This window comes from Pseudomonas sp. B16120 (assembly GCF_044218845.1).
In the GTDB taxonomy this organism is placed as follows: domain Bacteria; phylum Pseudomonadota; class Gammaproteobacteria; order Pseudomonadales; family Pseudomonadaceae; genus Aquipseudomonas; species Aquipseudomonas paracarnis.
The window spans coordinates 4,860,112-4,881,258 of sequence record NZ_CP162588.1 but is presented as its reverse complement, the minus strand read 5'-3'; the positions used below and the strand labels follow the sequence as shown (position 1 = coordinate 4,881,258).

Below are 21,147 nucleotides of genomic sequence, written 5' to 3'. Positions count from 1 at the left end.
TTGAACTTGTACAGCCCACTGCATTTGGTAGGCGCCCACTATCCGCCTTTCGGAAAAAAGGAGCTCTCTCATGCAACAACCCGATACCCTGGTTCGCAACCCGGTGGGCAACCCTGTCGTCGCCAGCGTCAGCGTGAAGGGCGATGCTCGCAGTGTGTGGAATGTCGTCGGAGATTTCGCCGGTTTCGCGAAGTTTATTCCGGCCTTGTCCCATATCGAGATGACGGGCGAGGGCGTGCGTTCGGTACGCAAAAAGCTGTTCAAGGACGGCAATGTGGTGATCGAGCAACTCAACAGCCATGACGACCAAGCCATGACCATGACCTGGTCGCTGATTTACACCTCGCTGAACATCGGCAACCTGTGGGCGCTGATGGAGGTGGTGCCACAAGGCCCGAACCAGAGCCTGGCGACCTGGACCATCATTGGTCAGCCCTACACGGGCGGCAAGGAAGACGTACCGGCGTTCGAAGCCTTCCTGCAAGGCTTTGCCGATGACGCGATGAAGAACGTACAGGCACTCTTCAACTGACATGACGCGCAGGGTGGCACGCTGAGAATGTGCCTAGGTAGGAGCGAGCTTGCTCGCGAAAAACCTGAGGGCGCCGCGTACTCTCAACATGCCAGCGTCATCGTTAACGTCTTTCGCGAGCAAGCTCGCTCCTACAGTGGGGTGGGCCTTCCCCGACAGTGCCCACCGTTTATGGTTTTGGAAAGGTCTCGGGTTTATAAGTAAAAGCCCACCATTTAAACGGATTCCAATGGGGGTTTTTCTTTGCCGGTTTGAAGTTTCTGTTTTTTGCCATTTCTCGGGAGACGTATTTTTCCGCTTCGGATCTGGCCAATGCCTTATCAGCGTCAGTCAGTGGAGTGTTCTGATTTTTTTTCAGGGTGTCCAGATAGATATTTTCTACTTTTACAATCGCAGCATTTATATCTTCCGGTACTAGGTTGGCGGTGAGGGTGCCGCTATAGCCCTTGACAGGGCGCCCTATGAGCTTCTGAAACTCCGCCGCGAAGGACGCATCTCCACCACTTGCAGAGTCACATGACAGTAGTCTTACGTTGTCAAACGTTTCCGGGTAAATGCCCGAGTCATGAAGTGTCTGAAGTAACTCTTGTGGCGTATTGAGTTTTCCGTTGTATGAAACTTTCGAGATGCCAGTAGCCGGGTCGACGCTTCCGTGCACCAGGATGTTGAGTCGTTCTTGACGGCCGTTTTTGTTGAAGTCGGTAAATGTATAAAGTTTTTCGTCAAGGGAATTTAGCTCGTTAAGCTCTCCACTTAGTACTACGTTTTTATCCACAGTGGAAAAAAGCGCTTCGCCGGTCGGTAAGTTCTCTACGGATGTCAGAAGTGAGCGCTTACTGTTTGGTATTTCGATTGTCGGAGGGACACCTTCACTGACGTGTGGTGTATCCGGTTCGCTTGGTGCGGTATTGGCGACGGAGGACACGTCGCTGTCATTCGCGGCGTTTACTTTCCTCACGAAATCAAAACGGTTGCTTTGCTCATTGTATTTCCAGCCGTAATGTTCGCTGCCAGCGATAGTCGATGCGGAGGGTGCTTCGCCCAACCCAGCCTCAGCTCCAAATGGTGTGAGTTCGTGCGCCAGCTGCAAGCCCGATATCACTGCAGCCGCTGTGCCGCCAACACGATCGTCGGCGGTCATACCATAAATGGAATCATGGGTACCGAAGACAATATTGCCCGCGTTTCCAAGGATGGGCACATAGCCGAAGGTGCGCCCCCATAATTCTTTGGCTTCCTTCCACGTTTGCTTCGAGGAACCAAATACCTCTGTTTGATCGGCCCACACGGCATTGTTGGCGTTGATCTTTTGATAATTGCTGGCAATACCAGAGTTCAGATCTCCAAATTTTAAATGGTAGGTTTTCTTTCGCGATTGAGTGTAATTAAATAACTCTCTAACCGGAATCTGTTTGTCGCTGAGTAGATTTTTGCGTCCCGGATAGTGCGCATGATTACCCTCAATCAAATTTTCGAGCACACTGCTCGCTGATGGCCAATGAGCATCCTTTCCGCCTTGTCTGTCTTCGGCGTTAAAGCTGGCTTTTAAGGCATCACGGTTGTCTTTGGCCCAACGAGCAAAATCATCGTCTCCGCGTATTTCGCTGACTGTGCCGTTCTTCAAGTCGAGCATCAGGCCTTGATTGGGGCGGGTGTCATAATTGCCGTGATAGTTGACATAAGGAATAAACGCATACCCGGCCAGTGGATAACCGTATATGTTGGGTATGACGACATTTCCCTTATTGTCTAGCGTGCGTTCAACGGCTGATCGGCCTTCAGGCGATAGCATTTTATACGCATCTTTGTCGTTACGCAGGCCTTGCAAAGTTCCCAGCACAACATAAGCATCGGCTTTTCCCGAGTGCTTCGCCAATTCGCCCGTCTCGTCGCTCATGGTGGAGGCGACATCATCTTGCCAATGATTTTGTAGCTTCGCACCCAGCGCTTCCAGATCGTTGATCTTGCTCCGGTCTTGCGGCTTGATTTCCATGGTCTGGAAGTTGAGCAGGCCACCTCCCGGTGGTTTATCGTGCTTAAGAGCACCGGCTGCAATTTCCCATGCAAAATAGGTGCGTGTATCGGTGTTGGTCTCGACTTCCGGCTTCCATTTTCCAACGTAACTTTTGAAGGTTACAGTGATTTTTTCATGCGGGTCGAACCCGGCAGCCAATAACCCGCCGCTGAAATAACCGGCAGGCTCCAGGAACGGGCGAGTTTTCTGGAACCTGATATTACTTTCGTTTTCTTCACCGCTTTCTTCTATTTTCTTGATTTGCGTGACAACACGGTCGGCGTAAGCGTCAATCCTCTGTAGCTGTTCCTGGTGCGTATAACTTGCTGTGGGAGGGGAAACGCTGACAGAGCCATAAATGACTCCCTTGGCGAAATCTAACTCATGGTCGGGGGCGGGCGCAGGGATCGGTTTTTGTCCCAGCCCCAGCTTTTTATCTTCCGAGGCGCTCGGCGCGTCCGGAAGTGTATTTTTGACTGGCGGTGCATCGTCAATTGCCCGAGTGGAGCGACGGTGTTCAGCATTTGTTGTATGGGGATAGTTGCTGAGTGGCTGTGGCACGGGCGAGAATATATTCATTGCTGGGTCACTTTATTTATATGAGATCAACGATATAGCTTTAAACGCAGTCGTTCGGCGGGCGTGTGTGCACTGCACTAACATGCCATACCCTTTTAACGGGCTCACTGTTTAACCTCTGTTTATGGTTATAGACGCCAAAGGGAAGCGCTGAATTTTCTGGTGCGTCCGTCTGTCGAGCTTATTTTCTCTTGTTTGAAAATATCCGCATGAGGTTAGTTTTTTGTTGGGTGGTTGAGGTCTGTGAAAGGTTCCACTTTCTGGGTGTGCTTTGTTTGTAAGAACGCGATCATAAGGACCAACCTACAGCGACCCGAGAAAAAGCGTACAACTGAGCGCGCCGGCTGGCACGCTGAGAATGTGCCTGTGGAGCGAGCTTGCTCGCGAAAAACCTGAGGGCGCCGTGTACTCCAAGCATGCCAGCGTCATCGTTAACGTTCTTCGCGAGCAAGCTCGCTCCTACAGTGGGGTGGCTTTACCCTTTAGTTGATGGCCTGATCAATCCCCGCCTGCAAGGCCTGGCTCTCACTGTGCCCACCCGCTCGCAGCGGGCCCAGATTTAAGGCTTGGTCCTTGCGCGTGGCGTCGTCGTGTTTCTGGGTCAGTTCGTCCTTGGCGCCCAGGGCCAGGTTGACCGGTGACTTCGAAACGTTCAGCCCGACGTCGGCACGGTAGTCGCTGCCGGCCAGTGTGGTTGCAGTCACCTTGGAGCCACCCAGCTCAACCTTGCCATTGGGCGCACTGATCCGCGCGCCCGTGAGCTGGGTATCACCCTTCACCAGCAGGTTGACGCCGTGGCCTGCGCGAATGCCTGACGCCTGGGTGACGCTGTCCTTGACCACATGGCTGACATCCAGATACAGGGTCGGGGTGTAGCTGGTGTTGCCGCTCTTGTCGCCGAACAACACGCTTTCGGCGGTGTTGGCCACCTTGCTGCCGGTGGTGTCTTTGCCACTGACGGTGTAGCTGTCGCTGGTTTTTGGCCAGACCTTATCCTTGAAGCCAGACAGGCGTGTGCCCAGGGCGTCGGTCTTGTCTGCCAGGTAAGCCTTGGCCTTGTCCACGCGAGTACCGAAGGCGCCACGGGGTTGCGGGTTCACGTCGTAGCTGCCACTGCGGGTAAGTTTTTCGCCCAGGCGTTCCTTGGCATTGACCACGCTGTTGACCACGCTGTCCTTGGCCGAAGCCAGGTGCCCGGTGCCTTTGTCGACGACGTTCTCCAGCTTGTCGCGATGCTTGTCGAACGCACCTTCAGCCTTGGCTTGTACCTTGTCCTTCAGGGGGCCGCTGGTTTTGGCCAGCTTATCCACCACCCCCGGCTGGTTCTTCTCGACATCCAGCCTGGCGTCAACATTCACCTGGGTGCTGTTGACGTGGTCCTTGCGGCTTTCGACGACGAGGTCGCCGCCCACCGTGCCGTGCACCTTGTCGGCGTCGATACGCGCTCCGGCCAGATGGGTATCGCCGCCACTGTTGAGGGTGACGTCACCCGCCGTGATCACGCTGTTGTGCTGCGTGGTGCCTTGCAAGTGATCCACATCGACCTTGGCCCGCGCATTGATGCCGCGCTGGGTCTTGGGTGTCTCATGTTCACCGGCGTCGGCCAAGGTGGTTTTGCCGATGCTGGCGCCTGCGCCCAGGGTCACGCCCCAGCTGTTATGGGCCTGGGTCGATTGTGCGGACTCTTGCAGGATGCCGCCGTTTTGCGCATCCAGGCTAACGCTGGCTGCGCTGACCTGAGTGCCCTGCAAGTGGATGGCATCGGTTGCCTCAGCGGCACTGGCGAGGCTGACCTTGCCGCTGCTGTGCAATTGCCCGACGACCGCGCTCTTGTCGTTCTCCGCCACTTTACCAATATTGAAATTGGCGCTGAGGCTGCCGGTCTTGCTGCTGCTTTCGGCGCTGCTGGTCTTGCCGGCACCGAGGGTCAGACCGCCGCCCAGGTTGCTGCCGTTGCTGACGTGGCTGTCGGTGGCGGCTTGCAGGTCCAGCTTGCCGCCGGCATTGAGGCTGATATCGCCAGCCTTTGCGCCCGTGCTGCCGATCTGCGTGCCTTGCAGGGTCATGTCTGCGCCGCTGCTGAACTGAACGGGGCCGCTGCCTTGAATGGTCGCGACCTGTGCCTGGCTGTTCTGGATGTCCAGGCGCTTGTTATCCAACTGCACGCCGGCACCGAGGTTGATGTTGCTGCCATTCGCACCGGGCGCGGTGCCCACCGTCAGTGAGCCGTTGCCGCGCAGCGTGCTGCTGTTTTTGCTCTGGGTGTTGGTGGCCTGGTTGAGCGCCAGCTCACCGCCGGTCTTGAGGTTAACCCCGGCCTGGCCGCCGTCGAACTGGCTGCCTTCATAACGGGCATCGCCCTTGGCCTCGATGCTCACGCCTTGGCTGGCCACATAGCTGCCGAGCACCGCCGTGCTGGTGGATTCGCGCACATCGCTGCTGCCGCCCAGGCCGCTGCCGCGCACATTCACGTCTTCGCCGGTGGTGGTATAGACCCGCACGCCAGCCTTGGCGTCCACGCTTTGCTCGCTGCTGCTGTGGGTGTTGGCCGCTGCCGTGGCCAGGTGCTCGCCGGCCTTGATGTTCAGCCCGCCCTCGGTGGCGCGGTACTGGGTGCCCTCGTCCTGCAACGTGCCGGCTGCATTGACCTGCACCGCGGCGCCACTGAACTGGCTGACCACGGCGGTGCTGTCTTGCGTTGTGCCGGTTTTGTTCGTGTGCCCGACTTCCACATCCAGGCCGACATTGGGTTGCTCGAACGCGTCCAGCAAACCGGGCTGATGGAACTTGGCCTGGGCCACGCCCTCGACGGCTTTTTCGATCGGGCGGGTAATGCCTTTGTATTCCACATTGGCGCCAACATCGGCGGTCCAGCCGTTTTCCTTGTGGGTGCTGGTCTCGGTGGAATGGGCAGCCTGGTTGTCGATCTGACCCGCGTTGACCTGCAGTTCGGCGCCGGCCTTGGCCTGTGCACCCTCGCTGGTGAAGGTGTTGCCAGCGTTGATGGTCAGCTTGCCGGTCGCGGCCACGGTGCTGGTTTGCGCGGTGGTTTTTTCAGTGGTGTCTTGGCTGCTTTGGTGGCTGAACTGAGCGCCACTGCCCGCCCGATCAATGCCGCCGGTGTAGTAGAAACTGCCGCCGGTGGTGGTGGTGTCGACGGCTTCGGTGCGCTTGTCGTGGGCGGCCAACAGCTCGACGTTGTTGCCGCTCAAGGTGGCATCGCCTGCGGTTGCCTTGAGGTCCGAGCCCTGGATGCTCACATCGCCACCGGCCTTTACTACGACACTGCCGCCCTTGAGGCTGGAACCCTGCTGCTGGGTGGTGTCGGTCTTGCGGGTTTGCTGCTGGTCTTCATAGCTCAACCCCGCACGGTACTGGCGGCTGACGCCCTCGGTTTCCTTGGCGTAGCCATCGAAGCCGCGGCTATGGGTGCGAGTGGTGTCGTGGGTGGTGTTCTCGGCGGCAACGACCTTGATATCGCCCTTGGCATCCGCTTGCAGTTCACCCGCGGCGGATACCTGGGAGCCACTGACGGTGATGTCCTTGGCACTTTGCAGCTTGAGGTTGCTGTCCGAGCGCAGGTCGCTGGCAACCACGGTGCTGTCCTTGAGGTTCTTGCGGCTTTCATCCTTGGAGAGGCCGAAGAATTTGCTGTCATTGTTGTAGCGGTTGTCGTGGGAGCTGTCCTGGACGCCGTCGATCACCAGCGAACCTTTGTCGCTGATGACATTGGCCTGCTTGCCGCCACGGGCCTGGCTACCGCTGATGCGCACGTCGTCGGCCTTGACGATCAGCTTGCCGTCGGCGTTGACCTTGCTGCCGGTGTTCGACGTCTTGCCCTGGTCACCGTCGCCTTGCTTGCCGAAGAAGCTGCCACCGGTGAGGTCGCCGGAGTAGGCGTTGTCGCGGCTGCTCTGGGTACGGCTGGCGCTGGTGATTTCCACGTGCCGGGCGGCCAGTTGAATATCGCCGGGGGTTTTCAGCTCGGCGCCTTGCACTTGCAGCTTCTGTTGGCTGGTCAGCTCCAGTGTCTTTCCGGCCTTGAGGCTGCTGGTGATACTGCGTTGTTCGCTGCTGGATTTATCCCAGTTGGCTTTCCACAGGTGTTTGCGATGGTTGCCCTGGTCGCGGCTTTCATGGGTTTCGGTGGCGGCGTTAACGTGCAGGTCGGCACCGCTGTCGACGCGCAGAGTGTTGCCCGCTTCCACATGGCTGGCTTTGATCTCGGTGTTGGCGCCGGAAGACAGCGCCGCGTCCTGTTGCGCCACGACCTTGTTGCCGTGCTGGCGCGAGTCTTTATCGGTGGTGGTGCGGTCGTAGGTTTCGTAGGTGAACAAGAAGTTGCTGTTGTTCCACTGCTCACGCTTTTCCTGGAGCTTGCGGCTTTCCAGGCTGCTGAGGGTCAGGTTGCGGCTGGCGTCGAGTTTGACGTTGCGCCCGCTGACGTCGGTGGCGGCCAGGTTCAAGTCCTTGGCACTGTGCAAATCGACATCGCCCTGACGGCTGTGCACGCCAGCGCGGGTGGCGTCGAGGCTGTCGGCATACACTTGGCCGCTGATGTCGAGGTCGCCGGCCGAACTGATCTTCACCCCGTCAGTGCCTTGCACCTGCACACCGCCCACACGCACACCGGCGCCCTCGGCGGTGCTGATGATGTTGATGCGCCCGGCCTGCATGGCGCCGAACAGGCGTGCGTCGATGCGTTGGTCCTGGGTCTTGCTGGCCGGGTCGACCTGGCGCACTTGCCCGCTGGCGAAATCGACCTGATTACGGCCCACCGTGAGGTTCAATTGATCGCGGGCGCTGAGGCGACCTTCGCTGTCGATGCGCGGCGCGATCAGGTTGATAGAGCCCTCGCGGTTGTGCAGGCCCTGGCCTTGCACTGTCAGTTGGCCGTTGGCATCGCGGGTGCTCAAGGCTTGCAGCTTGCCGTCGTTGAGTTCAGGGCGGCCGACCACCAGGTTGGCATTGGGCGTGTTGATGAAACTGCCGCCATTCACCGAAATGCCGTTAGGGTTGGCCAGCACGTAATCGGCTGCCTGGCCAAAAATCTCCTGGGCGCCATTGAGGGTCGAGGCGTTGCGGCTGATCACTTCATTGAGGATCACGCTCGCCGCCTGGCCCTGGAACTGCGGGTTGGCTGCCAACTGCCCGGCGAGTTGGGACTGGCCAGCCTGCAAGGCGTTGTTCAACACCAGGCCCTGGCGGTCGACGTTGTAGTCCAAAAACTGGTTATGGGACAGGCCACCGGCGTTCGGCGCGACGATGTTGACGATGGGTACACCGCCCTGGTTTTGCAGTTGCGGCGTGCCGCCAGGGCCTTCGACGACGGTCAAGCCTGCGGCGAGCGCGAGTTGCGGCAGCAGGAACAGGCTGGCGATGGCCCAGCGCAGTTTGCCCTGGGGTGAAAGGTGGAAGCTGTGTGGAGTAGTCGGCATAAATAATCTCGCTCTGTGTTGGCTGATCCACGACGCGCGTTGTTCGTTGCAACGCTGCTGGAGTGGCCAGGTACGGCGGTGACTCAGGCAAAAAACGGGTGTGAGCTCATATCTGCACGCTAAGGCGCGTCAGCCAGACCTCCGGCTCCTGGCGAAAACCTGTAGGGGTGTTGAGGTTGCGTTGGTAGTCGACGTCGAGCTGCACGTTCTTCCAGCTCAGGTTGAGCCCCGCGCTGGCGCCGCTCAGGCGTTGGCTCCGGGCACCGTGTTCGTGCTTGACCCAGCCGTTGTCCAGGCCCAGGCGCGGGGTGAGCTTCACCGGCAAGTCAGTATTGAGCGGCAGGCGCAAAGTGTTGCGCCATACCGTGCCAATGGCACCGGAAGTACTGTTTTCGCGGTAGCCGCGCACGGCCGAGTCGTCGGTGATCAGCAGTTGTTCGATGGCGGGCAATGCATCCGGGCTGTACTGCACCGATAACTGGCTTTGCCACTGCCACGGCTGCGCTGCCCATTGGCCGTTGCGCCATTGGGTGAGGTTGGCGCGGTACTTTTGAAACTGCGCCTTGGGCTGGTTTTTCTGCACTTGGCTGGCATCGCGATCGGCGCCGAACCAGGTCAGGCCCTGGGCGTAGTTGACGTCCAGGTTCCACACCGCACTGTTGAGCCAGAACAGGTTCAGGCCCGCTTCGGCCACGGTCAGCGTCGGGCTCTGGATGTCCAGGTGTACCTTTTGCAGGTAGCTGTCGACGTCTTTGTAGGCCAGTTGCAGGTTGGCGCTCAGTTGGTGGCCCTGGTCGCGCCACAGCACACGGTCGCTGCGCAGGCTGACTTGATCGGTGCGGCCACTGTTGTAGAACGTGGCACGGCTGAGCTTGAACGGCGAGCGGTATTCGGCATGGCTGGCGAACAGGCTGTAGGTCCAGTAACCGTAGGGGATCGAGTAGAACAGGCTGTGGCTGCGGCTGTAGCGCGGCCCATGGTTGAGCGTGTCGCTGAAGCTCAGGTTGAGCGAGTCGTTGATTTGCAGCGGGCTGTCCAGGCTCAAGTTGATTGCATTGCGATCCCGCCCGGTGCCGGCGCTGCCGAGGTTATCCACCCCCAGGCCCAGGGCCCAGCGCGAGGCGCTGCTGCGCGTGCGCAGGATGATGCGCGAGGCGCCCGCTGTGCTGCCTGGGGCGATGTCGGCGGTGAGGTCGACCGAGCGTAGGCGGTTGAGCTGGTCCAGGCCCTGTTCCAGGTCTCGCAGGTTCAGTGGTTTGCCGAGCATGCCGGGGAATGCCCCGCCCAATGACACCGGCAGGCTCTGGTCGGCCAGCTCGATGGTCTCCAGGTAGCCTTCTTCGACGTGAATATCCAGCGGCTGCCCGGCGGTGGGTGCACTGATCAGGTAGGGGCGGCTGGCGATATAACCGGCCTCGACATACAGCCGGGTGATCTCGGCCAGCAGGCGGTTGATCTGGGTGACGCCCATGCAAGGCGCCACGTGGGGCTCGATGTGTTTGTCCAACTCGGCACGGCTGAACAGCGTGACCCCGGCCAGGCGCGTACCGCTCAAGGGCCAGCAGTGTTCATCCCTGGCGATGTCCGTGGGCAAGGCGGGTATGGCCGCTGGTGTACCGAAGCTGCCGCGTTGCATCTGGCGTTGGCGCTGCTCCAGGTGTAATTGCTGCAGGTCGCGTTGCTGTTGTTGCTGCAAGCGCAGGGCTTCCTGGCCTGGCTGCGGCACCTCGGCGCCAGCCACGGGCAGCGCCCACAGGCAGAGCAGGGCGATGCCCAGATTACGGATACAACACAAGTGTCCGGTTGAGAGCTGATTTGGCACTCGACATCCTTAACGTAGAAATACACACGATCCATACCGTCTGAGCCAGCGTTGAACTCAGCGGTAGTTGCCCTACTTGAGTGAGTGGTCGACGGTTTGTTACATCGCTGTAGGATTTATTACACAAGACGTAAGAAAAATCGCGTAATTCAGTGCTTAAATGCACAAAATTAGGGCGCGCCAGGGTGTGGGGGCCTGATATTCCTGATTTTTCAGGCGTGTGGGAGGGAAAGGGGCGGTTTTGATTGTTGTGCAGGCATCGCCTAATCGGCGTGTCGCGGCCAGGGATCGGGCACTTGGCCGGGTCACCAGATTAGGCTTTTGAATCCATTGGATATTCTGTAGCCTTGCGCAGCTTTAAGCTTTACCCGTGCTTGATGAACAAAAACACTTCGTCCGGCGGCGCCCGAAGGGCTCCGGAGCCGGTGGTACACTCGACTTTCGCGCTACTGCGCCTGCAGGTCTTGCGAACATGACGCACATTTCCGAACGCCTACTGGTTCAAGCCCACCTCGACGCCAAGCAGCCCAAGGTGCTCAGCGCTGCTGAAGAGGCGAGCCTGCGAACCGCCATTGCCGCCGAGCTCAAGGCTCAGGACGCGGTGTTGGTTGCCCACTTTTATTGCGACCCGGTGATTCAGGCCCTGGCCGAAGAAACCGGTGGCTGTGTTTCCGACTCCCTGGAAATGGCGCGCTTCGGTGCCGCCCACCCTGCCAAGACCGTACTGGTGGCTGGCGTGCGTTTCATGGGGGAGACCGCCAAGATCCTCACGCCTGAAAAACGCATCCTGATGCCGACCCTGGAAGCCACCTGCTCCCTGGACCTGGGTTGCCCGGTGGATGAGTTTTCCGCGTTCTGCGATCAACACCCCGAGCGCACCGTGGTGGTGTACGCCAACACCTCGGCGGCGGTCAAAGCCCGGGCGGATTGGGTGGTGACCTCCAGCTGCGCGCTGGAAATCGTCGAAAGCCTGATGGACAACGGCGAGACCATTATCTGGGGCCCGGACAAACACCTGGGCACCTACATCCAGCGCCAGACCGGTGCCGACATGCTGCTGTGGGACGGTGCCTGCATCGTCCACGAAGAGTTCAAGTCCAAGCAGCTCGAAGACATGAAGGCGCTCTACCCGGATGCAGCGATCCTGGTGCACCCGGAGTCACCGACTTCGGTGATCGAACTGGCGGACGCGGTGGGCTCCACCAGCCAGTTGATCGCCGCAGCGCAACGCTTGCCGAACAAAACCTTTATCGTCGCCACCGACCGCGGCATCTTCTACAAGATGCAGCAGCTGTGCCCGGACAAAGTCTTCGTCGAAGCGCCTACCGCCGGTAACGGTGCAGCCTGCCGCAGTTGCGCGCACTGCCCGTGGATGGCGATGAATACGCTGGAGCGCACGTTGCAATGCCTGCGCGAGGGCAGTAATGAGATCTTCGTGGAACCGGCGGTGATTCCGCAGGCGGTACGGCCGCTCAAGCGCATGCTCGACTTTACCCAGGCAGCACGGTTGAAACTGGCCGGCAACGCCTGATCCTCAGGCTGAGACAAATCAAAATGTGGGAGCCAGCTCCCACAGTTGATCTGTGATGCGCTTGAGTTACTTCTTTTGCTTCGGGATTCGCACCAACTGCGTATCCGAATAGATGTCATGCCAGCTGCGTTTGTGTTTATCGAACAACGACCAGATAAACCCCAACCCCACGCACAGCCATGACGCAATCGACACCACAAAACGCAACAGTGCCTGCCACAGGCTGATCCGCGACCCGTCAGCGTTCTGCACGCGCACGCCCCACACCTGCATGCCCAGGGTTTGCCCCGAATGGGTCCAGAACTTGGCGAAGAACCCGAACAGCACGAACAGCAGCAGAGTCGACAGCAACGGGTCACCGTCCAGCGCGCCGGACTCGGTGAGCGTGCGCATCTTCGCTTCGCCCACGAAGGCGATCCACACCAGCTTGTAGATAAACGCGGTGACGATCAGCAGGGCAGTGCACAGCAGGAAATCGTAGAACATCGCTGCCAGGCGACGGCCCAGGCCAACGGCGGGGAATTCGCCCTGGGGGCTCAACAGGGGTTTGGACATGGCAGGGCTCTCTGGAGAAAGCACGCAGTTTACGCAATGGCGCCCATAAAAAAGCCCCTGATGTCATATCAGGGGCTTTTTGTCGCAGCAAGGATCAGCCTTCTGCTTGTACTTCGTCAGCCTGCAGGCCTTTTTGGCCTTGTACTGAAACGAAGGTGACCTTCTGGCCTTCCTTCAGGCTCTTGAAACCGTTGCCCTGGATAGCGCGGAAATGCACGAACAGATCCGGGCCGCTTTCAGGAGTGATAAAACCAAACCCTTTCTCGTCGTTGAACCACTTGACGGTACCGCTCTGACGTCCACCTTTATCCGACATTTTCTTCTTTCCTTTGACGCTAAAAATTAATGACAGCCCCTTTCACACGAAAGAGTACTGGGCTGGGTTGCAGGAAAGTAAGAGACGTCGAACGGGTTGTAGCAAACTACTTGAGCTACTGCCCAGGTCCAGGTTCCAAGCGACCCATGCAAACACAGTGGGCAAACTCTACGCCAACTAATATGAAAAAAACAAGCCCTTGTGCAGGCCCTTGTTTTATTGGGTCTCATGACACTTTGTTGAATGTTCTGATACCGGCTTATTCGATAGAGTTATTCACTTGTTATAGGGCGTCAGCTATAAAAAGCCTATCGTGAATGCACTGTTTTATGGCGGTTGCGTTACAGTTCAGTGCGCATTAACGCAACCGCGTTACTTATAGAAACAGTCAATCAGCCACGGTAGTAACGTTGCGGAACGAATGGCATTTTACTTACACGCAGTGGCACCTTTTTCCCACGTACCATTGCGCTAACTTCGGTATCCAATGCGACAAATGCGCTGTCCAGGTAACCCATCGCCAGCGGGCCGCCCAAGGTTGGGCCAAAGCCTCCGCTGCACACGCTGCCGATAACCGTACCCTGTGCATCGACAATTTCAGCGCCTTCACGCACCGGGGTACGCTCCTGCGGCAGCAGGCCTACGCGTTTGCGCGCCACACCGGTTTGCTGTTGGGTGAAGATGCGGTCGGCGCCAGGGAAGCCGCCGGCCCGTGCGCCGTCGGCACGCCGAGCCTTGGAAATCGCCCACAACAGGCTGGCTTCGATTGGCGTGGTGTCGGTATTCATGTCGTGACCGTACAGGCACAGGCCGGCTTCCAGGCGTAGCGAATCACGGGCGCCCAGGCCGATGGCCTGCACTTCGGTTTCGGCCAGCAGGCTGCGGGCCAGGCTCTCGGCATTGGCCGCCGGCACGGAGATTTCAAAGCCGTCTTCACCGGTGTAGCCGGAGCGGCTGACGTAGCACTCCACGCCCAGCAAACGCAGGGTGGCAAATTGCATGAAGGTCATCTGGGTGACTTCAGGGGCCAGGCGCGCCAATACTTTCACTGCCGCAGGGCCTTGCAGGGCCAGCAGGGCGCGTTCTTCGAACAGCGGTTCGATGGTGCATTGGTCGCCGATATGTGTGCGCAGGTGCGCCAGGTCCTGGTCCTTGCAGGCGGCGTTGACCACCAGGAACAGTTCATCGTTGCCCAGGTTGGCGACCATCAGGTCGTCGAGGATGCCGCCTTGCTCGTTGGTGAACATCGCATAGCGCTGCATACCCACTGGCAGGTCGATGATATCGACGGGCACCAGGGTCTCCAGAGCCTTGGCGGCATTCGCGCCAGTGAGACGAATCTGGCCCATGTGGGAAACATCGAACAACCCGGCCTGTTCACGGGTATGCAGGTGTTCCTTCATCACGCCCAATGGATACTGCACCGGCATGTCGTAGCCGGCGAAGGGCACCATGCGTGCGCCGAGTTCGAGATGCAAGGCGTGCAGAGGAGTTTTCAACAGGGTTTCGGTGGACATATTCAGCTCCTGAAAAACGTGCCGACGCGCTTGTGGGCGTCAGCACTCGATAATGTTGACCGCCAAACCGCCACGGGCGGTTTCCTTGTATTTGCTTTTCATGTCGGCGCCGGTCTGGCGCATGGTGCGGATGACCTTGTCGAGGGACACAAAGTGCTGGCCGTCGCCACGCAGGGCCATGCGCACCGCATTGATCGCCTTCACCGAGCCCATGGCATTGCGCTCGATGCACGGCACCTGCACCAGCCCGCCAATGGGGTCGCAGGTCAGGCCGAGGTTGTGTTCCATGCCGATCTCGGCGGCGTTTTCCACTTGGGACACGCTGCCGCCCAGCACTTCACAGAGTGCGCCTGCGGCCATGGAACAGGCCACGCCGACTTCGCCCTGGCAACCGACTTCGGCGCCTGAGATCGAAGCATTTTCCTTGTACAAAATGCCGATGGCGGCCGCGGTGAGCAAAAAGCGCACCACACCGTCTTCGTTCGCGCCGGGGATGAAGCGCATGTAGTAGTGCAGCACGGCGGGAATGATCCCAGCCGCGCCATTGGTGGGCGCAGTGACCACGCGCCCGCCATTGGCGTTTTCTTCGTTGACTGCCAGCGCATACAGGTTGACCCAATCGAGCACCGACAGCGGGTCGCGCAGCGCCGACTCCGGGTTCTTGCACAACTGCCGATGCAAGGCCGCCGCCCGGCGCTTGACCTTCAAGCCTCCGGGCAAGATACCTTCGTTGCGACAGCCGGCATCGACGCAGTCCTGCATGACTTGCCAGATCTTCAACAACCCGCTGCGGGTTTCGGCTTCCGGGCGCCAGGCACTTTCATTGGTCAGCATCACCTGGCTGATAGACAGGCCATAGGTGGCGCAATGGCCGAGCAAGTCCTTGGCGTGTTTGAACGGGAAGGTCAGGGGTGTGGCGTCTTCGACGATACGGTCGGCGCCCGCCGCGTCTTCATCCACCACGAAACCGCCACCGACCGAGTAGTACTCGCGGCTACGGGTCTGAATGCCGGCGGCGTCAAAGGCACGAAAGATCATGCCGTTGGGGTGATAGGCAAGGGGCTTGCGAATCATCGCCAGGTGTTCTTTCTCGTTGAACGCAATGCTGTGTTCGCCGAGCAGGTTGAGGCGCCCGTCACTGCGCATCTGCGCCAGGCGTGCAGCCACGGTTTCGGTATTCACGGTGTCCGGATGTTCGCCTTCCAGGCCCAGCAACACAGCCTTGTCGCTGCCGTGGCCTTTGCCGGTGGCGCCCAGCGATCCATAAAGTTCCACCTTGATGCCGGTGGTGGTGCTCAGCAGGTTGTCACGCTTGAGCCCCTCGACAAATCGAGCGGCGGCACGCATCGGGCCTACGGTGTGGGAACTGGAGGGGCCAATGCCAATTTTGAACAGGTCGAACACGCTAAGGGACATGGTTGTTCTCCGGTTTCTTATTATTTTCTGAGGAGGACTCGGTCAATGTGGGAGCCGGGCTTGCCCGCGATAGCGGTGGGGCAGACAACATCACTGTCGGCTGATACACCGCTATCGCAGGCAAGCCAGCTCCCACACTGGCCGCGTATCTCCCGTCAGATCAGGCGTAGCTCTCGATAGAAGGGCACGCACACACCAGGTTGCGATCGCCAAACACGTTGTCAACCCGGCCAACCGGCGGCCAGTACTTGCCTTCGATCAATGAAGCCACCGGGTACACCGCTTGTTCACGGCTGTATGGGTGGCTCCATTCGCCCACCAGTTCAGCGGCGGTGTGCGGCGCGTTTTTGAGTGGGTTGTCGTCTTTGTCCAATGTGCCGTTTTCCACCGCGCGAATTTCTTCGCGGATGGCGATCATGGCGTCGCAGAAGCGGTCCAGCTCTTCCTTGGATTCACTTTCGGTCGGCTCGATCATCAAGGTGCCGGCCACCGGGAACGACATGGTCGGTGCATGGAAACCAAAGTCGATCAGGCGCTTGGCCACGTCGTCCACGCTGATGCCGCTGCTGTCTTTCAACGGGCGCAGGTCCAGGATGCATTCGTGGGCCACCAGGCCATTGCTGCCGGTGTACAGCACGGGGTAGTGCTCTTCCAAGCGGCGGGAAATGTAGTTGGCATTCAGGATCGCCAACTGCGACGCGCGCTTGAGGCCGGCGCCGCCCATCATGCTGATGTACATCCAGGTAATCGGCAAAATGCTCGCGCTGCCGAACGGCGCGGCGCACACCGCGCCCTCTTTGCGCTCCATGGCCGCGTGGCCGGGCAGGAATGGCGTGAGGTGCGACTTGACGCCAATCGGGCCAACGCCCGGGCCGCCACCGCCGTGGGGAATGCAGAAGGTCTTGTGCAGGTTCAGGTGGGACACGTCGCCGCCGAACTTGCCCGGTGCGCACAGGCCAACCATCGCGTTCATGTTGGCGCCGTCGATGTACACCTGGCCGCCGTTGTCGTGAATGATCCCGCAAATTTCGCGGATACCTTCCTCGAACACGCCGTGGGTGGACGGATAAGTGATCATCAGCGCAGCGAGGTGCTCGCGGTGCTCGATGGCCTTGGCGCGCAGGTCTTCGATGTCGACGTTGCCGCGCGCGTCGCAAGCGGTGACCACCACGCGCATGCCGGCCATGTTGGCGGTGGCAGGGTTGGTGCCGTGGGCTGACGACGGGATCAGGCAGATGTCGCGACGTGCTTCGCCACGGCTCTGGTGATAGGCACGGATGGCCAAGAGGCCGGCGTACTCACCCTGGGAACCGGCGTTGGGTTGCAGGGAGATCGCGTCGTAACCGGTGGCCGCGCAGAGCATGGCTTCCAGTTCGCTGGTCAGTTGCTGGTAGCCGGCGCTTTGCGCGGCGGGGGCGAACGGGTGCAGGGCACCGAATTCGGCCCAGGTCACCGGGATCATTTCGCTGGCGGCGTTGAGCTTCATGGTGCACGAACCCAGCGGGATCATGGTGCGGTCCAGGGCCAGGTCTTTGTCGGCCAGCTTGCGCAGGTAGCGCATCAGCTCGGTTTCCGAGTGGTAACGGTTGAAGACCGGGTGGCTGAGGATCGGCGACTGGCGCAGCAACGCGCTCGGCAGGGTGCTGTCGGTGGCAGCAAAGGCCGGCAGGGTTTTGCCGTCCGCGAAGAGGGCCCACAAGGCCTCGATATCGGCCTGGGTGGTGGTTTCGTCGACCGACAGGCCAACGCGCTCGCCATCCACCACGCGCAGGTTGATGCGCTGGGCGCGGGCCTTGTCGTGCAGGGCGGCGGTGTGGGCGCCGGTATTGAGGGTCAGGGTGTCGAAGAAGTGTGCCTGCTCGACGTTCTGGCCCAGGGCCGTCAAGCCCTTGGCCAGGATCGCGGTCAGCTGGTGAATGCGCTGGGCGATCTGGGTCAGGCCTTTGGGGCCGTGGTACACGGCGTACATGCTGGCGATGTTGGCCAGCAGCACTTGGGCAGTGCAGATGTTGCTGGTGGCTTTCTCGCGGCGGATATGTTGCTCGCGGGTCTGCATGGCCAGGCGCAGGGCCGGCTTGCCGAAGCGGTCGACGGAAACACCGACCAGACGGCCTGGCATGTCGCGCTTGAACGCATCCTTGGTGGAGAAGTACGCCGCGTGCGGGCCACCGAAGCCCAGTGGCACGCCAAAGCGCTGTGCGCTGCCAATGGCGACGTCGGCGCCGAATTCACCCGGCGGCGTCAGCAGGGTCAGGGCCATCAGGTCGGCGGCTACGGCGACCAGGGCGTTGGCGGCGTGGAAGCGCTCGGTCAGCTCGCGGTAATCGAATACATCGCCGTTACTGGCCGGGTATTGCAGCAGGGCACCGAAGAACGCGCTGACGTCGGTCAGTTCACGCTCATCGCCGACCACCACATCGATGCCCAAAGGTTCAGCACGGGTGCGCAATACGTCGAGGGTTTGCGGGTGGCTGTGCACCGACGCGAAGAACGCGTGGCTGCCTTTGTTCTTGCTCAGGCGCTTGCAGAAGGTCATGGCTTCAGCAGCGGCGGTGGCTTCGTCAAGCAGGGAGGCGTTGGCAATCGGCAGGCCGGTGAGGTCGCTGATCAGGGTCTGGAAATTCAGCAGCGCTTCCAGGCGGCCTTGGGAAATCTCGGGTTGATACGGCGTGTAGGCGGTGTACCAGGCCGGGTTTTCCAGCAGGTTGCGCAGGATCGGCGACGGCGTGTGGCAGTTGTAATAGCCCTGGCCGATGTAGGTCTTGAACAGTTGGTTCTGGCTGGCGATGGCCTTGATCTTGGCCAGGGCCTGGGCTTCGCTCAGGCCGTCTTCCAGGCCGAGCACGCTGGTGCCCTTGATGCTTTCGGGGATCACGCTGGCGCTCAGGGCTTCGAGGGAATCAAACCCCAGGCTGGCGAGCATTTGCTGCTCGTCTTCCTGGCGCGGGCCGATGTGGCGGGCGATGAATTCGTTGGCGGTGGTCAGATTAACGGTCATGGCGCGCTCCTCAAGCTTCAGCGTTGGCTTTGATCAGACGGTCGTACGCATCCTGATCCAACAGCTTAGCCACTGCATCGGCATCGGCGGGTTTAAAGCGGAAGAACCAGCCTTCGCCCATCGGGTCTTCGTTGACCAGTTCCGGGCTGCCATCGAGCTTGTCGTTGACTTCGAGGACTTCACCGTCCAACGGCATGTACACACCACTGGCGGCCTTGACCGACTCCACGGTGGAGGCTTCGGCGCCCTTGGTATAAGCCTGCAACTCTGGCAGTTGCACGAAAACCACATCACCCAGCGCGTTCTGCGCAAAAGCGGTGATACCCACGGTGACGCTGCCATCGGCTTCGGCGCGCAGCCATTCGTGATCTTCAGTGAAACGCAACTCGCTCATGGAAACTCCTCAGGGCCAGAATCGTCTGGTGGACGGGATTGGAATAATGAGGAGTTGCTTAGCAATATCGCGGCCAACGTTATTAAATCGTTATAGATCAAAGGGTTAATATATTCAGTCATAGGCGTAATGGAATGTGCTGTAGCGTTTTCGCTACAGTCGAGTGCGTTAAAAAAAGCCTATGTGGATCAAAGCCTTGCATGGCGCGCAAAAAACAGGGTTGTAGCGATATCGTTACGCTGTAGCGCTTTCAGTACACGGAGTGTCGTTCTCAGACCAAATCTGTAATGCGGTCTCTATGGGAGCTGGCTTGCCTGCGATAGCGGTCTACCCGTCACTAAGGCGTTGGATGACCCAACGCTATCGCAGGCAAGCCAGCTCCTACAGTTGAACCGCGTTTATTCCGTCAGGGTTTGTTGGGAATGCCGTATTTGCGCAGGCGATGGGCGATAGCCGTGTGGGAGGTTTGAAGCCGGCTGGCCAGTTGGCGGGTCGAGGGGTAGCGGCTGTAGAGGCTTTCCAGCAGGCCGCGCTCGAAATCTTCCACGGCCTGTTCCAGGCTGTCGACTTCACCATCGCTCTGGCGCGCCACGGAGGTGCCGGCGATGTCCAGGTCGCCGATGTCCACCAGGCTGCTTTCGCAGATGGCGGCAGCGCGGAAGATCACGTTTTGCAACTGCCGCACGTTGCCCGGCCAGTGGTTACCCAGCAGGGCTGGATAGGTACCCGGGGCCAGGCGGCAGACCGGGCGCTGGATCTGCGCGCAGGCTTGCTGCATGAAGTAGCGCGCCAGCAGCAGGATGTCCTGGCCGCGTTCACGCAAAGGCGGCACGGCGACGTTGAGCACGTTGAGGCGGTAAAACAGATCTTCGCGAAAGGTGCCTTCGCTGACCATCTTTTCCAGGTCGCGGTGGGTGGCGCTGAGGATGCGCACATTGACCTTCACTTCGCGGTCGCCACCCACGCGGCGAAAGCTGCCGTCGTTGAGAAAGCGCAGCAGTTTGGCTTGCAGGTACGGCGACATTTCACCGATCTCATCGAGGAATACCGTGCCCTGGTTGGCCAGCTCCATCAGCCCCGGTTTGCCACCGCGTTGCGCGCCGGTAAAGGCGCCAGGCGCATAGCCAAACAATTCGCTTTCGGCGAGGTTTTCCGGCAACGCCGCGCAGTTCAGTGCCAGAAACGGCGCACTGTGGCGCGTGCTGATGGCGTGGCAGGCGCGGGCCACCAGCTCTTTGCCGGTGCCGGTTTCGCCCTGGATCAGCAGCGGTGCATCCAGCGCCGCCACCCGTTGCGCCCGAGCCTTGAGCGTGCGGATCGCCGGGGACTCGCCCAGCAGCGCATCAAACCCTTCGGCATGGTCATGATGCAGCGCCGACAGTTGTTCGCCGATGCGGTTGGGCTGGTAGAGGGTAAGCAGGGCGCCAGCGTCGGTGATCGGCGTGGCGCCCAGCAGCAGGGTCTGGCCGTTGACGCTGATCTCGCGCAACGGTAAGCGAAAGCCCTGGTCCAGCAAGGTTTCCAGCAAGGCCGGATCATCGAACAGCTCGGCGATGCTCTCACCGGCCGGTTCACGCCCGTACAAGGCGATCAGCGCCGGATTGGCCAGCAGGATCTTGCCTGCACTGTCCAGGGCCAGCACCGGGTCGGTCATGGCCGCCAGCAGGGCGTCGAGTTGCAAGTGGCGACGCTGGCCCGGAAGGATGTCGACGACCTTTACCGCCTGCACGCCGTGCACGCTGAACAACGCATCGCGCAGCTCTTCAAGCACCTCGGCGCTGAGGGTCGGCGCATCGATATAGACATTGGGCGGCACCATTTCCACCGCATCCAGATTGAGATTGCGCCCACCGAGCAAGGCCAGGACTTCCTGGGTGATGCCGACGCGGTCGATGAAGCTGACGTGGATACGCATGGGGCGGATCTTGATTCTGGAGTGCTGAGGGTGGCCAGTATGCCTTGGAGCCGGTGGAGATCAAAATGTGGGAGCTGGCTTGCCTGCGATGGCGGTGGGTCAGTTACCGAAAATATCGTC

Annotated in this window: 12 protein-coding genes and 1 pseudogene; 2 read left to right on the top strand and 11 right to left on the bottom strand. The window is 60.0% G+C overall.

Going from position 1 to position 21,147, the window contains the following annotated elements:
* The first annotated feature begins 70 nt into the window (after positions 1 to 70).
* Positions 71 to 532 carry an SRPBCC family protein gene (locus AB4P90_RS22795; protein WP_038451330.1) on the top strand — a complete coding sequence of 154 codons (462 nt, stop codon included), beginning with the start codon at positions 71 to 73 and terminating at the stop codon, positions 530 to 532.
* 36 nt (positions 533 to 568) lie between these two features.
* Here AB4P90_RS22795 and AB4P90_RS22790 read toward each other — a convergent pair.
* The 4 genes and pseudogenes from AB4P90_RS22790 to AB4P90_RS22775 all read right to left on the bottom strand — a co-directional run.
* Positions 569 to 655 (bottom strand): annotated as a pseudogene (locus AB4P90_RS22790) (outer membrane lipoprotein carrier protein LolA); the annotation flags it as partial.
* Between the two features lie 46 nt (positions 656 to 701).
* Positions 702 to 3,125 carry a hypothetical protein gene (locus tag AB4P90_RS22785; protein WP_122301450.1) on the bottom strand — a complete coding sequence of 808 codons (2,424 nt, stop codon included), beginning with the start codon at positions 3,123 to 3,125 and terminating at the stop codon, positions 702 to 704.
* 482 nt (positions 3,126 to 3,607) lie between these two features.
* Positions 3,608 to 8,563 carry a hemagglutinin repeat-containing protein gene (locus AB4P90_RS22780; RefSeq protein WP_395605389.1) on the bottom strand — a complete coding sequence of 1,652 codons (4,956 nt, stop codon included), beginning with the start codon at positions 8,561 to 8,563 and terminating at the stop codon, positions 3,608 to 3,610.
* 106 nt (positions 8,564 to 8,669) lie between these two features.
* Entirely contained in the window at positions 8,670 to 10,340 is a 1,671-nt protein-coding gene (locus AB4P90_RS22775; protein WP_395606110.1) for a ShlB/FhaC/HecB family hemolysin secretion/activation protein, read from the bottom strand.
* 517 nt (positions 10,341 to 10,857) lie between these two features.
* On the opposite strand from AB4P90_RS22775, the gene nadA reads away from it, so the two are divergent.
* Positions 10,858 to 11,916: a quinolinate synthase NadA gene (gene nadA, locus AB4P90_RS22770; RefSeq protein WP_003193840.1), complete on the top strand. Its 1,059-nt coding sequence runs from the start codon at positions 10,858 to 10,860 to the stop codon at positions 11,914 to 11,916.
* Between the two features lie 66 nt (positions 11,917 to 11,982).
* Here the strand turns inward: nadA and AB4P90_RS22765 are convergent, their stop codons facing one another.
* The 7 genes from AB4P90_RS22765 to AB4P90_RS22735 all read right to left on the bottom strand — a co-directional run bounded on the left by AB4P90_RS22765 (position 11,983) and on the right by AB4P90_RS22735 (position 21,027).
* Positions 11,983 to 12,471 carry an RDD family protein gene (locus tag AB4P90_RS22765; protein WP_032902749.1) on the bottom strand — a complete coding sequence of 163 codons (489 nt, stop codon included), beginning with the start codon at positions 12,469 to 12,471 and terminating at the stop codon, positions 11,983 to 11,985.
* Positions 12,472 to 12,565: 94 nt separating this feature from the next.
* Entirely contained in the window at positions 12,566 to 12,787 is a 222-nt protein-coding gene (locus AB4P90_RS22760) for a cold-shock protein (protein ID WP_014719702.1), read from the bottom strand.
* A 392-nt stretch (positions 12,788 to 13,179) separates the two neighbouring features.
* The gene (gcvT, locus tag AB4P90_RS22755; RefSeq protein WP_038451322.1) at positions 13,180 to 14,304 is read right to left on the bottom strand and encodes a glycine cleavage system aminomethyltransferase GcvT; all 1,125 of its coding nucleotides are present in this window, start codon (positions 14,302 to 14,304) and stop codon (positions 13,180 to 13,182) included.
* Positions 14,305 to 14,343: 39 nt separating this feature from the next.
* Entirely contained in the window at positions 14,344 to 15,720 is a 1,377-nt protein-coding gene (locus AB4P90_RS22750; protein WP_014719700.1) for an L-serine ammonia-lyase, read from the bottom strand.
* A 160-nt stretch (positions 15,721 to 15,880) separates the two neighbouring features.
* Complete coding sequence (gene gcvP / locus AB4P90_RS22745) at positions 15,881 to 18,718, bottom strand: aminomethyl-transferring glycine dehydrogenase (protein ID WP_060766531.1); 2,838 nt, start codon at positions 18,716 to 18,718, stop codon at positions 15,881 to 15,883.
* A 10-nt stretch (positions 18,719 to 18,728) separates the two neighbouring features.
* On the bottom strand, positions 18,729 to 19,112 hold the full coding sequence (gcvH, locus tag AB4P90_RS22740; RefSeq protein ID WP_014719698.1) for a glycine cleavage system protein GcvH: 384 nt from the start codon (positions 19,110 to 19,112) through the stop codon (positions 18,729 to 18,731).
* A 406-nt stretch (positions 19,113 to 19,518) separates the two neighbouring features.
* Positions 19,519 to 21,027, bottom strand: coding sequence for a sigma-54-dependent transcriptional regulator (locus tag AB4P90_RS22735; RefSeq protein WP_133634417.1), 1,509 nt, complete (start codon positions 21,025 to 21,027; stop codon positions 19,519 to 19,521).
* Positions 21,028 to 21,147: the final 120 nt, after the last annotated feature.